The following is a 13,810-nucleotide window of genomic DNA, read 5'->3' as shown; positions in this document are numbered from 1 at the left end:
CGCGACCTAGTTCTTCAGTGGTTCCGGCTGTTCAGCCTGACACGTCAGAACGGCCTCAATGGCTTTTGCGGACCCGCTGAGATCAAGCTCTACCTCGGCCCCACTTTCGCCAATAATCGTGACGCTTTGGCGTTTTCCAAACTCGGTCACAAACGCCGGGTTGTCGAAAAAGGCGTAGCCACCGGGAACTCCATTCTTATAGACACCAACCGCTTCGCCTTCGAATTTTGCATCACCAAAGTCGAACTTTACGATGCCGGTCGCGCCGTCCTCGATCTGCACCCAGGCCGGATTGTAGGCGGCAAAAAAACCACCAGCCTGATTGGGTGCCGCACCAATTTCAACGGTCATTTCGTCTTCAAAGGGCTTCCAAGCGAGACAGCCGTTTCCCTTTTCGAGATCAATTAAGATTGTCCAGTCACCGGATTCACCCCACCGCTCCATACCAGCAGCCCACACCACGCCAGCGGGGATCAATGCCATTGCTGTCAGCGCCAACCTGTTCATTTAAAGCTCCACAAATGGTCCGTGTATCTAAAGCTGCATTCAGATTATCTTGCGGGACAAATCAAATACAACCATTCAATTTATGGAATGCTGAGCCAACGCTAGTACGCCATTGCCCTGAACACGAAATCATCTTCAACCGCCGCCAGAGAAAAAATGACGCTCTACTCACCTAGAATTTGCCAGAGTTATTCAAAGCCTCTTTCGGGCCGATCCGTTCCTGAAAATCCCAATGTTCGACGATCTTTCCACTCTTGATCCGGGACAAGTAAAAAACGGCCCAGTCGCGCTCGTCTCGCTCTACATGGCTAAAAGCGACCACGAAATTTCCTTGACCGAGTGGTCGGTGAACTTTGACGTATTGCGCGGTTTTTCTGCCACTTGTCACTTCTCCAAGAAGCTTGGAAAAAGCTTCCAATCCATCGGCTACGCCGGTTGAGTGTAGCGTTTAGCGATCCGAAGGATTGCCGCCGCGCATTCAGTGCTGCCGTTCTCTGCAAAGTACGTAAAGGCCGCTAGCAGCCCTAGGCAGACCTTGAAAACACGAAATTCCAAAGTATTTACAACAAGATAGAGCATCATTTTGCTTGATCGGAGAGGCTGATAACACGGAAAATCTGCACCGGGTTACCGATGCCCTTCAGTTCCTGTTCTCCCATTTCTTCGGTCTCTACATATTCTTCTATGTCTAGAAGCGCCCGTTGGTTCAAAAGGATCTGCCCGTCGCTGGCAAAGTCGCAAAGCCTGGATGCGGTGTTCACGACCCCACCTATTGCAGTGTAGTCGGCGCGGCCATGAAACCCGATAAGCCCAAGCGTCGCATAACCACTACTGATCCCAATACCCAAACCCATCGCATGTCCGAGTTTCTGCCAGGGTGCTCGTATTCCTTCGAAGGCTTCGTTTATTGCCTTAGCCAGCCGCACGGCTTGCAGAACGGGCTGATCGCACGGAACCGGGTCATTGAAGAAGACCATCAATCCGTCTCCGGCTCGGTATCCAATTGTTCCTTTGTGTTTGGCAACTAAATGGCCAACTTCATCGTGGAAATGCTGGAGAAGGGTAATGACATCCTCCGGCTCAATCGCTTCGGAAATGGCGGTGAAATTCCGGATGTCGCAGAATAGGCAAGCGATGTATTGACGATGAGTATTCAAAAGCTCGTCAGCGTTTTCTTCGACGACAAGCTCCGCAACTTGAGGCGCAAGGAATTGTTTGAGACGCCCCAGCCTGTCAATCTCGCCTTCCTGGCGCTTTACCTTCTCAGTCAGTCTTTCGTTCAATGCTTCTATTTCATGTGTCTGGCTGCGGACCGTGTGGTTCAAAGCATCGAGTATAAAGTTCTGGTTTAGCAAAGCCGCGATCACCAAAAGCACATAAGCCAAAGCTTCGACGCGTTCATCATAGCCGAAGTATAGTGTGACAATCAGGATGACAGCAGCAATCCCACCAAGGACGAGTGGAAGCTCCTTGGCATGCCGTTTCCGATCTCTCCATAAGAAACTAACCGCCAATAATGCAAACACCCACATGAGCACCGCTTGCGCATGTGGGTTTATGGTAAGCGCTTCGTAGCCAACCAAATAGGTGAGCAAAATCCCAGAATAGCACGTGGCCAAGGAGGCCAGAGCAGCCAAAACAGCTCCGATCCCGATTGGCATCGAGATTTTGAACTCCTCAGTTGCCACGCCGATACCGTCGGCCGCAGCACGCGGCGAAGGCTCCGCAGCGGAGTTATTTCTGTGTTCGGGATCAGGCATGGTCCTCGTTCGCACTTGGTCGCTGGTAGAGTACGTTTGATTTGAGATTGCGTCAAAATCACATGCCAGCATGCGAAAGCTGAGGGTTTCACCAAAACAACAACGCCCAGCGAAACAATCTCATGCTTTACAGAACAGACTTGCAATCACCCGTCTAGGCGTAGTCACCTAATTTTAGGGGATGGAGGAAGCTGATGACGCAATGGAAGTTGGTGGTCTGTATCTTGTGCACGCTGACCCTTGTTGCTTGCGCCCCCAAAACTCGCAGATATGAAAAGACGGTATCGGCTTCGCTGCCGGCGGACTCGCGCACGGCTCTCAGTCGGGCGGCCAACCGGCTTGGCGATCCCAAAGACGGTCGGTCGGGCGTAAAGCTGATCAGTGACGGCGAAGAAGCTCTTGTCTCAAGGCTATTGCTCGCTGCGGCGGCCGAGAGAACGATAGACGCGCAATACTACCTTCTGCACGACGACCCAACAGGCCACCTATTCGCTGCCAGTCTTTTGCAAGCGGCTGATCGGGGTGTACGTGTCCGATTGTTGCTGGATGACATGGACACGTCCAGCTATGACGCGATGACCGCCGCATTGGACAATCACAAAAACATTGAGATTAGGCTGTTCAATCCATTCTGGCGGGAACAAAGCCTTCTGATCGCAGGTTTGACCGATTTCAAACGCATCAATCGCAGAATGCACAACAAGTCCATGACCGCAGACAACGTGTTCACGATTGTGGGCGGGAGAAACATCGGTGACGAGTACTTTCTCGCGCGAGAAGAAATGAACTACGCTGATCTAGATGTGCTGGCAGCAGGCCCCGTTGTACGCGAGGTGTCACAAAGCTTTGACTCATACTGGAACAGCGAATTCGCCGTTCCAGCTCGGGTAGTCGTTGGAGAACCTCAGGAATTTGACCTTGTTGATGCGCGAGTCAGGTTGAACGAACTGGTCGAGGAAGCGAAGCAAACGCAGTATGGCGCGGCCCTCAGAAAGTCAGCACAAGAGAACTTCGCAGATAGAGCCCTATCACTGGATTGGCTGCCTGCGAAGCTCTACGCTGATCCGCCGTCAAAAGCCGCCGGTCTCGAGAACTCAGGTCCCGTTCTGGCATCTCAATTGCTTCCGTACTTTGAGAATGCAAGCAGTGAAGTGAACATCGTCTCCGCCTATTTCGTGCCGCGTAGCAACGGTGTGAAATGGCTGACCGAATTGGAAAGCCGCGGCGTCGACGTAAAGGTTGTAACCAATTCACTTGCCTCTAACGACGTCGCACCCGTCTACGCCCACTACGCCAAAAAACGCCGTGCACTTCTGCGCGGTGGAGTAGAACTCTATGAACTGCGACCGGACGCCTATCAGGTCCAACGCCGCGGTATTAACTGGGCTCAATCCAGGTCAGGCCTGCATTCCAAGGCATTTGCAGTCGATGACCGATACTTGTTCGTAGGATCGTTCAACTGGGATCCGCGATCTGTCAACATCAACACCGAGATGGGAATTCTGATTGACTCGCCGGCATTGGCGACACAGACCATGGGTGCCTTGGATGACGCGCTACCCGCATACACATATAACGTAACGCTCGAGAAAGCTGGTCAGCTTAGATGGACGACAAGAGGCGATGATGGCAACGTTCTAGAGTACCAATCGGAACCGACAGGATCGACCTGGGATCACATAGTTGCGGGATTTTTAAGTGTTTTACCAATTGCGTCTCAGCTGTAGGTTTTGGCAAATACCCGACGCTACCAGAGAACTCCGGCCTGCAAAAAACGCTTGGATTGGGTTCAAAACGTCCGTTGCTCTTTTCCAGCCGGTCGTTTTGTTCATCCGCCCACCAGAATTTGCATCTTCGCTTTCAGCGCATTGCAGACCTTCGCGAGAATCCAAGCAGAAAAGCCGCATGGAACCCAAGGGGCCTTAGAGAGGCCCTTTGTGGGGTTGAGCGCCGCAAAGAACCATGACCGCAATGACTACGACAAAAACTGACAAAATTCGTCGCTAAGGCAGACAATCGCGCAGCGCAAGACTACAGGCAAACTACGCAAACTTATGGGGTGCGCGTAGTGTTATGCACAAACCTAAGCATCATGTAAGCGCGCTCATAACGGTGCGTTCCTGCAATTGATTGCATTCATTAAACTCAAGCGTGCTTGCGAATAACTTTTCACGATTTTCCCAATTGTTTGCACACTCCTCCTATCGGCGTCCGATTACATCCTTCCGAAAGTCTCTTTGAGTTCTGTGACTTGTGCTGCATCCAACATCCGGGTTGGCATGCCCCGCAAGGCCACAAGCAGCTTGGCCGTTTCTTCAAGCTCTTCTGCTGCACAGACAGCAGAGAAGAGGTCCTTTCCCGACACGACCGGGCCATGATTAGCCAACAGAACCGCACTGTACTTGCCGCCCAGTTCGCGGATCAAATCACCGGATTTCGGGTCACCCGGCTTAACGTATGGAACCAGTTTGACCGTGCCAACGCGCATCACCACGTATGGTGTTAGCGGTGGAATACAGTCATTGGGATCGGTGTCTTCCAAACACGACAGTGCAGTGGCCCAAGTTGAATGCAGATGCACCACGGCGCCCGCTTCTGGCCGCGTCTCGTAGAAGGCTTGGTGCAGAAAGACTTCCTTTGTCGGCTTATCGCCCGAGACGTAGCTGCCATCCAAACTAATCTTGGCGATGCGCTCTGGGTCGATATCGCCCAAGGTCGAATTCGTTGGCGTCATGAGGATTCCGTCATGTAGACGCGCGGAGACATTGCCCGCAGTGCCGACGGAAAAGCCACGCGCAAAAAGCGAGGCGCACAGTTCCGACATTTGCTGCCGTAAAGCCAATTCTTCAGATCTCATTTGCCGGCCTCCATCATTCTGAGGGCTTTCGCAAAAAAGTCCGGAGCGCCAAAGTTTCCAGATTTTAGGGCCAGCGCAATAGGTTCAGTTTTTCCAACGCTCAGGATTGGCACGCCCGGGTCGATCTCTGGCCCAATTGACATGGCCTGAGACCCCAGTGCCTCAGAGATGACCTTGGCAACAGCTCCCGACGTCTCCCCTCCGGCAACGACAAGGTGCTTATAGCCCGTTTGGACAAGTTCCCGGGCAGTTTCAGCAAAGAGATTGTCCAGCCTGTCCGCTACAGCTTCCTGACCGAATTTATTTTGGATAGCACGCACATCATCCGGGCTTCCCGATGAATATGCGAGCGGTGCCTGACCCGGATGCTTTTCAAAGAAATCCAGAAGCGTTTGCGTGGTCACATCCCCGGACATCACGCCCGGAACATCAATGGCGAAGGTTGGATAGGATTTCGCATGAATCTCAATCTGCCCGCGGGTCGCACCTGAACAAGAACCCGCAAGGATCGCGGCAGGCCCTGCGATACCAGTGAACGCTCTGCCAGCACTTTTGGATGAAGTCTCTCTCAGGAAGTTTCTTGGTAGACCCAGCGCTATACCCGATCCGCCAGTAATGAGCTTGGCATCCTTTAGAGCTTCGCCCCAAGCCAACAAATCTTCATCCGAAATCGCATCGCCAATCACAAATCGTTCGTCGGCGTTCTGCCAAGCAGCAGCAATCCCCTCTGATCCTTGCTTCACGGCGTCGATCGACACCAACCCGACCGGTTCTTTGGTTTGATGCTGCAACCATCGCCTAATGTTGGCATCCGTCATCGGAGTAAGTGGGTGGTTTTCCATTCCGGACTTGTTCAACAGCTTGCCGAGCACAAAAAGATGACCGTGATAGACCGTGCGCCCCGTTGTCGGAAAGGCCGGACAGAAAACCACCTTTTGCGCGCCCAGTTCGTTGGCCAGCGCTTCTGCAACTGGGCCGATATTTCCCTCCATAGTGGAATCGAAGGTCGAGCAATACTTGAAGATGAACTGCTGGCATCCTTGATCCTTAAGCCACCGCAGGGCGCGCAGGCTGTCCGCAACAGCTTCTTCGACAGGTGCGGTGCGGCTTTTGAGCGAGATCACACCCGCCTCGATCTCTTCGTTGGCTGGGGTTGTGGGAATACCCGGGAACTGAGCCGTTCGTAATCCACCTTCCGGCTCGACACCCTTTGCCAAGGTGTTCGCAATATCACTCGCACCGGTAAAATCGTCCGCTATGACGCCGATCTTCATAATTTGATTTCCCTGGTTGGCCCAGGATCCAGCCTATGAATATGCGGTGCCGCTCCGACTGGAAAGATCTCACGCACAAGTGGATCATGGCCGGGCACGATAAGTCGAGGATGCGAGGCCAATCTCTCTAGCGTCCCAAAACCATCCATCATGTCTTGCAGGTCGACGACGATGGGAAAGGCTTTGCGTGCCATGAAATTCTCGTAGTAATGCGAGGCATCAGAGGCGAGTACCATCCACCCAGCTCCCGTTCTTACGCGAACGCATTGCAATCCGCGCGAGTGTCCACCGATGCAGTGCACCGTGACCCCATCTGCAATCTCAGCTTCTCCATCGTAGAACACGACCTTGCCTGAATAGAGACGCTTTACCACCTCGCAGACATGGCCAGCCGTGAAAGGCGCACGCAGGTGGTCATGGCACATGCAGGGACCTGTGGCGAAGGCCATTTCCGCCGACTGCATATGCAACTTTGCGTTAGGAAACATGTGCAGTCCGCCCGCGTGGTCATAATGAAGATGGGTCACGATGACCTCGGTCACCGCTTCCGGCGAAATGCCTAGGGGCCGCAAGGCCTCGCGAGGGTCCATCGCGATGGGACGACCCCGGGCGGCGGCCTCATCGGAGTCGTAGCCAGTATCGACCAGAATGACTTTGTTGCCGCGTTTGAGCACCCAAACAAAATAATCCATCGCATGAGACGCGTCGTGATTATCATCAATGATGAAACTATCAGCGCGCGTCCGGGCATTTCGATCCGCGTATTTCACGGCGTGGATTTCCCAACCGTTCATCGGATGACCTCGGGATACTGGTGAACTACTTTGGTGGCGATAATATCAGCCACTGCCGAATCGAAAGACCTAAAATGCGCACTTTCTAGGTGGGCAGAGAATGCCACGCTGTCATCATAAACTTCATAGAGAAAAACTGTCTCGGGATCGCCGCCGAGGCAAACGTCAAACTGATGGCATCCGGGTTCTTCACGCAAAGAGGTTGAAGCATTTTCGACCATCAGCGGCAAAAAGGTGTCTCTTGAACCGGGCTTGAGAGTGAAGGTGACAGTGACCACAAACATCAGACAGAAAGTCCTTTTAGACGTGAGAAAGCGCGCTTTGCGACGGGCAGTTGGCTGAGGATCAGACCAATGTTGAGCAACAGCAGAATGGCCGCACCGGGTCGTGAAAAGAAGACCGAAAGATTCCCGTCCGACAAGAACAGCGACCGGCGGAAGGTTTCGTCAAAAAGGCTGCCCAGAATAACCCCGATAACCAACGGCGCGATTGGGTACTTCATGAGGCTCATGAAGTAGGCAACGGCACCGACACCGAGCATCAGGTAAAGATCATTGATGCCTCCACCAACGCTGAATGACCCAATTGTTGTCAGAACCATCACGACGGGCAAGAAGATGGTCTGCGGGATGGCGAGTATCTTGATAAAGACCCGAGCCGTGAAAAGCCCCATCATGAACATGGTCAGGGATGCCAGCACCAGGATCGCAACCACGCGCAGAATGATCTCGGGATCAATCGTCGGCCCCGGGATCACGTTGTTGATCTTGAAGGCCCCCATCAAAGCCGCGGCGGGTGGTGAACCGGGAATGCCCAACACCAAAAGCGGGATCAGCGCGCCGCCTATGCAGGCGTTGTTTGCGGTCTCAGAAGATAGCAGACCTTCCAATGACCCTTTGCCGTACTTGTCGCCCTCGGCGGACACCGTCTTGCCAACACCGTAACTGACCCAACCGGCTACATCTTCGCCCACTCCGGGAAGTGCTCCTACCCCTGTCCCGATCACGCCTGACCGGCCAATGGTGGGCAGGTAGCGTCGAATTGAGCGAAGGTTCGGAAGGATACGACCTTTCAGGGCCAGAACCTTCCCGGCCTCCACGTGCCTCAAACCGTCGATGATTTGGGGGATGGCAAAAGCCCCCATCAAAACTGGCACAACTTGAAACCCGCTCATCAAGTATGACCAGCCAAAGGTATAGCGCGGCTCAGACAACAGAGGATCGAGCCCAACCATGGACATCGCAAGCCCAATCAGACCGGCGATCCATCCCTTAATCACTAGGTCTTCGCTCATCAAAGTGCCAGAAAGCAAAATGCCGAATAGGGCAAGCAGCGCTTTCTCCGGGCTTGCGATGTTCTTTGAAACCAAAAGCAACGCCCAGACGAAAATCAAAAGCGTGATGGTCCCGATAACTGTGCCAATAAAACTGGCCGTTGTGGTCAGTCCGAGTGCTTCGCCCCCTCGACCCGCTTTGGCCAGAGGGTAGCCATCCATGGCCGTCGCCGCGCTGGCTGCCGTGCCCGGTATATTCAATAGAATTGAGGGGTAAGAGCCGCCGTAGATCGCGCCAACATAGGCTCCGAGCAATGCGATGAGTGAATAGTCGAGCGGGATTTTGTTGCCGAAGAAACCTGTCAGGATCGTCACCGCCAAGGTTGCCGTCAGACCGGGCAATGCGCCGAACGTGATGCCCAGGAATACGGATGCGATCAAATACAGATAGGTCAGCGGGTCCACTGCCAGGCCCACGAAGGCGGCCCCAAATCCAGCCAGTTGCGAAAGGATAAAGTCCATCCGGTCAATCTTTCCATAGCGGACGAAGCGTCACGTAGTAGTGGTATTCGATTTGCTTGAAGATCAGCCCGCCGCGCGCGGGCACGTTCTGCCTGAAAACAAAGGCCATCGCGCAAACAAGGATGAGCGGGGCAAGTATTGCCACCAAAGGAACGTACCGCAAAACGGGCTCAGAGGCCACTTTGGTCAACACTACAAATGTGAGCGAGACCCATAAGGCCAGCGTAAACCAATCATCACCGTGTGCGTTCCAATCCGCCTGCGCGGGAAAAACAGCAAACGCAAACAGTCCAGTGGAGACAACAGCGATACAGGCAACCAAAGCACGCCGAGCATGGCCGCCGTAGTAGCCATACGTCAAAGCTGTAATCAGCAAGCCAGAACACAGAATGAAGTCGACCCTTGGAACCAACCCGACGACATATGCTAGAAGGATCAGGCCTATTGTTGAAGCTCGATAGGCTTCCGACTTGTCCCACCCGATCCCCAACGCACTGAGCGCGTTTTCGGCCCCACCAGAGCGGATCGAAATAGCCAGTAAAACGAAGGACAACGCAAGCAACCCACCGAAGATGAACAGCGGTACAATTGCAGCCGAGTTGTACCAATCCGACCCGCTTACACCTGCGCGGTTTTCACCCCAAAGGGGGATGTCCGACGTCTTCCAAAGGAAAAAGACGGACACCGTTATCAGAACAATCGACGCCCAAAAATCGCGCGCCCGCATGAGCAGTGTTTCGTCAGGTTTGTCCATTGCCTGCCTCCTGAGGGAAAGGGCGCGATCAAGCGCGCCCTTTCAAAATTGATCGGATTAGGGCTTCTCGATACCCAGCGAGGCCGGATCGACCGTTGCAGCACCAAGGTCCTGCAAGGTATAGGCAAACGTAGCTTCGAGGTTCGCAAACAGCTCTTGAGCCTCTTCACCGTGCTGACCACCGACGTCGTAGTTGTTTGCCGCAGCCCATTCGGCGACAGTGTCAGACGCAATAGCCTGCTCGAACGCATCGCCTAAGGCAGCCTTAACGTCATCCCCGGCCGAACTGTGAACCGCAAACCCGATGGCCTGTTTCAGCGGCAAATACTGATCGAGTCCGTCATAGATGCCAAAGGCAGACGGAACTGTTGCCCCTGCGATCTGCGCGTCATCGGGCGTCAACATCGCGAGCGGTTTAAGCTGACCGCCTTCGATCAACGGCGCCTGTTCAGCCAGTGACGTCACAACCAACGCAACTTCACCCGCTATGGCTGCTTCCTGCCCGGGCGCTGAGCCTTTGTATGGAACAAACTTGAATTCTGCACCGGACCCTTTTTCGATGGCCAGAAGGTTCAAGTGGTGGATCGAACCTGCGCCCGAAGCCGCGGCTGGAATAGTGCCCGGAGCAGCTTTCGCGGCGTCGACCAGTTCTTCCAGAGTATTGTAAGGGCTGTCCGCCGGAACCGAGATCAGATCAGGTGATCCGCCAACAATGAATGGATACCAAAAGTCAAATTTCTTATCCCAACCACCCTGCACAGCAGCGGTGACATTCGATTCAGACAGACCAACCAGTGTGTAGCCATCGTCTGGTTGGTTCATGACGTAGACCATACCGTTGGAGCCCGCGACACCACCTGTTTGATTGATCACATTGATCGAGACCGGAAGGTGTTTTTCCATCTCGGCCATGATCATACGGTTGATCGTATCCGTGCCGCCACCGGCCCCCCAGACCACAGCTGTGGTAATGTCACGATAGGGGTAATCCTGCGCAGCAGCTGCGCCTGCAATTCCGGTCGCCATCACAGCTGCGGCCACCAACTGCCCTAGCATTAATTTCATTTCCAAGTCCTCCCAAACAACATCGCGTTTATTATTGCATTTATTTGCGTATACATTAAAGAATGCGTTGTCAACGGACTGTAGTGAAGGCTGCGATCGCGCTATGAATGCGAAACAGGAAGGAAGCGGGGCAAAATGAAAAAGACTTACGATATTGCAGTGTTCCACGGGGACGGGATTGGCCCAGAAATTATGGGCCCCACGCTTGAAATCCTGCGCCAGCTCTCGCTCAGCAATCCCAGCTACGACCTGGCGTTTACAGACGCGCCGGCAGGAGCAGGCCACTACGCCAATACTGGAGAATCGTTTCCGGCCGGATCACTCGAAACTGCCCGCAATGCTGACGCGATTCTGCTGTCTGCAATGGGCTTGCCGGACGTTCGATACCCGGACGGAACTGAGATTTCGCCGCAGATTGATCTTCGAAAGCAACTGGGACTTTTCGCTGGTGTGCGACCTGTAAAGGCAAGCAGCGGACAAATGACCCCATTGGCGCTGCCTCCCGGAAAAGAGATCGACTTTGTGTTGATACGCGAAAGCACTGAAGGGCTGTTCTTCACCCAAGGCGCTGGCGAAGTTTCCGAAGACGAAGCACGAGAAACTCTCCTGATCACGCGTGAGGTGTCCGAAAAACTGTTCCGTTTCGCGTTTGAGCTCGCCCAGAACCGCAAAAGAACCGGGCGCGGCCAGGGGCGAGTTACATGTGTCGACAAGGCCAATGTATTTCGCGCCTTTGCGTTCTTCAGATCAATGTTTGATGCAGAAGCCGCCCAACATCCCGAATTGCGGGCAGACCATGCTTATGTTGATGCCACCGCTCTGTGGATGGTTCAAAAACCTTGGGAATTTGATGTTTTGGTCACCGAGAACATGTTCGGAGACATCCTCTCCGACCTTGGTGCAGGTCTTATGGGGGGTCTTGGACTGGCTCCGTCAGCGGATATCGGGTTGAAACACGCTGTATTCCAACCCTGCCATGGTTCCGCACCGGACATTGCGGGACAGGGAATTGCCAACCCTTTTGCGATGATCCTGTCCGCAGCAATGATGCTGGAATGGTTGGGTTTGACCCATGATCACCCAGGCCTGTCCAACGACGGCCAACGATTGCGTGAAGCCGTGGAAAAGGTGACTGCGAACGCACAGAACCTGACGCGTGACCTAGGTGGCACCGCCGGAACGCAGGATGCAGCCGCATCGGTATTGGAAGCACTACGGGCATGAATACTCGACAAACCATCAGGGTCGCTTGTGTGGGCGCAGGATATTTCAGCAGGTTCCACTACGAAAGCTGGTCCCGAATGCCCGGAGCGGTTCCGATTGCATCCTGCAACCGTGATATCAAAAAGGCGAAAGAAACAGGACTTGCCGCTTACGATGATCTGTCACAAATGCTGGAGGCGGAAAAACCAGATCTCGTGGACATCATCCTTCCACCTGTAGCGCAGGCCGAAGCCATCCGAACGGTACTGAACTCTGGTATCAAGTGGCTGATCTGTCAAAAGCCATTCTGCATGTCTCTGGATGAAGCGGAGAAGATCGTCTCCGAGGCTGAAGCGGTAGGCGCAACTATCGTCGTACATGAGAATTTTCGCTTTCAGCCTTGGTATCGTGCGATCAAGGTGACGATGACCGAGGGTCGAATTGGAACACCTCTACAAGCGACTTTCCGGCTTCGGCCCGGCGACGGACAGGGACCACGAGCCTACCTTGACCGGCAGCCGTATTTTCAGGACATGCCGCGTTTCCTCGTTCATGAAACAGCAGTTCACTGGGTAGACACGTTCCGATTTTTGTTCGGTGCGCCCAGCGCAGTTTATGCGGACTTGCGCCAAGTTAACCCCGTTATCGCGGGCGAGGATGCAGGTTTCATCCTATTTGATCACCCCAACGGCTTGAAAGCCCTGTTCGATGGCAACAGGTGCCTTGACCACAGTGCCGAAAACCTGCGTCAAACCATGGGTGAGGCTCTCATCGAAGGAACCGAAGGATCACTGGTTCTTAACGGTGACGGTTCAGTTGAATTCCGTGCTTTTGGAAAACAGGAGCGACAGCAGATTTTACCTCCGAGCGATCATGATGGGTTTGGAGGAGACTGCGTGCACGCCTTGCAAAGTCACGTCGTTTCAGGCCTTGTAGAGGGCACGCCGCTGGAAAACACGGCTCGAGACTATTTGGACGTGATCCGCATCGAAGAGAACATCTATCTCTCGGCTGTGGAGGGACGAAAGATCAACTTGGAGACGCCGTGAAGGGTCAGGACGCAAAAACTCTTTCCAATACCCAACGCGCTGTTAGGGATTTGCGACAGATGATTCTGTCTGGCGAACTAGCAGCCGGAACTGACCATCTGGAATCGGAACTCGCCGAGACCCTTGGCATGTCCCGCACCCCGATACGGGAAGCTGCGCTGATGTTGGAGAGTAAGGGCTTGCTTGAAATGCGGCCCCGAAAGGGCGTGCGAATACTGCCTGTTTCATCAGATGATATGCGTGAGATTTACGACATACTGACGGAACTCGAGAGTCTCGCAGCACAGCGCGCTGCCGAAGCGGGCTATTCAAAAGATGAACTGGCGGTACTCGCCGGATCAATTGCAAAGATGGACCAAGCCATCGAAGCCGAAGATCTTGAAGCCTGGGCCGAGGCAGACGAGTTGTTTCATCAGGAGCTCGTTCGGTTGGGCGGCAACAAACGAGTCGAAGCGATTGTTGCCATGATGAGCGACCAGGTGCGCCGCGCGCGCGCAACGACATTGTTCATCAGGCCCCTGCCCGTCAAATCCAACGAAGATCACCGGGTTGTTTTTCAAGCGATTAGTGAAGGTCGTCCAAATGCCGCCCGTGAACGTCATCGAGAACACAGGCTGCAAGCACAGGCTATGCTTTGCGGGATACTTGAAAAGCATCGGCTTAACAGCCTCTGATCTTCTCGCATCCGGTCGTTAATCAACTAAGATAGCTGCTTATTTTCGGCACAAAAGGCGCTCCGAATGCCTGTCTAA

At 53.9% G+C, this 13,810-nt stretch carries 14 protein-coding genes; 5 read left to right on the top strand and 9 right to left on the bottom strand.

Annotated elements, in window-relative coordinates:
• Window positions 1–6 precede the first annotated feature (6 nt).
• A complete protein-coding gene (locus ACRZ95_RS12670) occupies window positions 7–507 on the bottom strand; it encodes a hypothetical protein (RefSeq protein ID WP_170679048.1) in 501 nt (166 codons plus the stop codon).
• A 232-nt stretch (window positions 508–739) separates the two neighbouring features.
• Here ACRZ95_RS12670 and ACRZ95_RS12665 point away from each other — a divergent pair, with 232 nt between their 5' ends.
• Complete coding sequence (locus ACRZ95_RS12665; RefSeq protein ID WP_170679050.1) at window positions 740–946, top strand: hypothetical protein; 207 nt, start codon at window positions 740–742, stop codon at window positions 944–946.
• Window positions 947–1,085: 139 nt separating this feature from the next.
• Here ACRZ95_RS12665 and ACRZ95_RS12660 read toward each other — a convergent pair whose 3' ends face one another.
• Window positions 1,086–2,267 carry an adenylate/guanylate cyclase domain-containing protein gene (locus ACRZ95_RS12660; protein WP_170679052.1) on the bottom strand — a complete coding sequence of 394 codons (1,182 nt, stop codon included), beginning with the start codon at window positions 2,265–2,267 and terminating at the stop codon, window positions 1,086–1,088.
• A gap of 194 nt (window positions 2,268–2,461) precedes the next feature.
• On the opposite strand from ACRZ95_RS12660, the gene ACRZ95_RS12655 reads away from it, so the two are divergent.
• Window positions 2,462–3,994, top strand: coding sequence for a phospholipase D family protein (locus tag ACRZ95_RS12655; RefSeq protein ID WP_170679054.1), 1,533 nt, complete (start codon window positions 2,462–2,464; stop codon window positions 3,992–3,994).
• Between the two features lie 488 nt (window positions 3,995–4,482).
• Here the strand turns inward: ACRZ95_RS12655 and otnC are convergent, their stop codons facing one another.
• The 7 genes from otnC to ACRZ95_RS12620 are packed head-to-tail and all read right to left on the bottom strand — an operon-like array spanning window position 4,483 to window position 10,806.
• Window positions 4,483–5,124 carry a 3-oxo-tetronate 4-phosphate decarboxylase gene (otnC, locus tag ACRZ95_RS12650; RefSeq protein WP_170679056.1) on the bottom strand — a complete coding sequence of 214 codons (642 nt, stop codon included), beginning with the start codon at window positions 5,122–5,124 and terminating at the stop codon, window positions 4,483–4,485.
• Window positions 5,121–6,398 carry a 3-oxo-tetronate kinase gene (otnK, locus tag ACRZ95_RS12645; RefSeq protein WP_170679058.1) on the bottom strand — a complete coding sequence of 426 codons (1,278 nt, stop codon included), beginning with the start codon at window positions 6,396–6,398 and terminating at the stop codon, window positions 5,121–5,123. Before otnK ends, otnC begins: the two co-directional genes overlap by 4 nt.
• Window positions 6,395–7,192, bottom strand: coding sequence for an N-acyl homoserine lactonase family protein (locus ACRZ95_RS12640; protein WP_170679060.1), 798 nt, complete (start codon window positions 7,190–7,192; stop codon window positions 6,395–6,397). Before ACRZ95_RS12640 ends, otnK begins: the two co-directional genes overlap by 4 nt.
• Window positions 7,189–7,476 carry a putative quinol monooxygenase gene (locus tag ACRZ95_RS12635; protein WP_170679062.1) on the bottom strand — a complete coding sequence of 96 codons (288 nt, stop codon included), beginning with the start codon at window positions 7,474–7,476 and terminating at the stop codon, window positions 7,189–7,191. The genes ACRZ95_RS12640 and ACRZ95_RS12635 overlap by 4 nt, the downstream gene beginning before the upstream one ends.
• Window positions 7,476–8,987, bottom strand: coding sequence for a tripartite tricarboxylate transporter permease (locus ACRZ95_RS12630; RefSeq protein WP_170679064.1), 1,512 nt, complete (start codon window positions 8,985–8,987; stop codon window positions 7,476–7,478). Before ACRZ95_RS12630 ends, ACRZ95_RS12635 begins: the two co-directional genes overlap by 1 nt.
• Window positions 8,988–8,991: 4 nt before the next feature.
• Complete coding sequence (locus ACRZ95_RS12625) at window positions 8,992–9,741, bottom strand: hypothetical protein (RefSeq protein WP_170679066.1); 750 nt, start codon at window positions 9,739–9,741, stop codon at window positions 8,992–8,994.
• Between the two features lie 57 nt (window positions 9,742–9,798).
• Complete coding sequence (locus ACRZ95_RS12620; protein ID WP_170679068.1) at window positions 9,799–10,806, bottom strand: tripartite tricarboxylate transporter substrate binding protein; 1,008 nt, start codon at window positions 10,804–10,806, stop codon at window positions 9,799–9,801.
• Window positions 10,807–10,941: 135 nt separating this feature from the next.
• Between ACRZ95_RS12620 and ACRZ95_RS12615 the strand changes: the two genes are divergently transcribed.
• The 3 genes from ACRZ95_RS12615 to ACRZ95_RS12605 are packed head-to-tail and all read left to right on the top strand — an operon-like array spanning window position 10,942 to window position 13,732.
• Window positions 10,942–12,030 (top strand): isocitrate/isopropylmalate family dehydrogenase, encoded by a 1,089-nt coding sequence (locus ACRZ95_RS12615; RefSeq protein ID WP_170679070.1) that lies wholly within the window; start codon window positions 10,942–10,944, stop codon window positions 12,028–12,030.
• Window positions 12,027–13,058 carry a Gfo/Idh/MocA family protein gene (locus tag ACRZ95_RS12610; RefSeq protein ID WP_170679072.1) on the top strand — a complete coding sequence of 344 codons (1,032 nt, stop codon included), beginning with the start codon at window positions 12,027–12,029 and terminating at the stop codon, window positions 13,056–13,058. The genes ACRZ95_RS12615 and ACRZ95_RS12610 overlap by 4 nt, the downstream gene beginning before the upstream one ends.
• Window positions 13,055–13,732, top strand: coding sequence for a GntR family transcriptional regulator (locus tag ACRZ95_RS12605; RefSeq protein WP_480555008.1), 678 nt, complete (start codon window positions 13,055–13,057; stop codon window positions 13,730–13,732). Before ACRZ95_RS12610 ends, ACRZ95_RS12605 begins: the two co-directional genes overlap by 4 nt.
• Window positions 13,733–13,810: the final 78 nt, after the last annotated feature.

Source organism: Ruegeria sp. AI3 (assembly GCF_056541245.1).
The sequence above is the reverse complement of the archived record's forward strand: the minus strand, read 5'-3'. Positions and strand labels throughout refer to the sequence as shown.

What these genes read in the sequence shown, in the direction of transcription:
- ACRZ95_RS12670 (WP_170679048.1), bottom strand. Translation starts at nt 507, where the DNA reads ATGAACAGGTTGGCGCTGACAGCAATGGCATTGATCCCCGCTGGCGTG.
- ACRZ95_RS12665 (WP_170679050.1), top strand. Translation starts at nt 740, where the DNA reads ATGTTCGACGATCTTTCCACTCTTGATCCGGGACAAGTAAAAAACGGC.
- ACRZ95_RS12660 (WP_170679052.1), bottom strand. Translation starts at nt 2,267, where the DNA reads ATGCCTGATCCCGAACACAGAAATAACTCCGCTGCGGAGCCTTCGCCG.
- ACRZ95_RS12655 (WP_170679054.1), top strand. Translation starts at nt 2,462, where the DNA reads ATGACGCAATGGAAGTTGGTGGTCTGTATCTTGTGCACGCTGACCCTT.
- otnC (WP_170679056.1), bottom strand. Translation starts at nt 5,124, where the DNA reads ATGAGATCTGAAGAATTGGCTTTACGGCAGCAAATGTCGGAACTGTGC.
- otnK (WP_170679058.1), bottom strand. Translation starts at nt 6,398, where the DNA reads ATGAAGATCGGCGTCATAGCGGACGATTTTACCGGTGCGAGTGATATT.
- ACRZ95_RS12640 (WP_170679060.1), bottom strand. Translation starts at nt 7,192, where the DNA reads ATGAACGGTTGGGAAATCCACGCCGTGAAATACGCGGATCGAAATGCC.
- ACRZ95_RS12635 (WP_170679062.1), bottom strand. Translation starts at nt 7,476, where the DNA reads ATGTTTGTGGTCACTGTCACCTTCACTCTCAAGCCCGGTTCAAGAGAC.
- ACRZ95_RS12630 (WP_170679064.1), bottom strand. Translation starts at nt 8,987, where the DNA reads ATGGACTTTATCCTTTCGCAACTGGCTGGATTTGGGGCCGCCTTCGTG.
- ACRZ95_RS12625 (WP_170679066.1), bottom strand. Translation starts at nt 9,741, where the DNA reads ATGGACAAACCTGACGAAACACTGCTCATGCGGGCGCGCGATTTTTGG.
- ACRZ95_RS12620 (WP_170679068.1), bottom strand. Translation starts at nt 10,806, where the DNA reads ATGAAATTAATGCTAGGGCAGTTGGTGGCCGCAGCTGTGATGGCGACC.
- ACRZ95_RS12615 (WP_170679070.1), top strand. Translation starts at nt 10,942, where the DNA reads ATGAAAAAGACTTACGATATTGCAGTGTTCCACGGGGACGGGATTGGC.
- ACRZ95_RS12610 (WP_170679072.1), top strand. Translation starts at nt 12,027, where the DNA reads ATGAATACTCGACAAACCATCAGGGTCGCTTGTGTGGGCGCAGGATAT.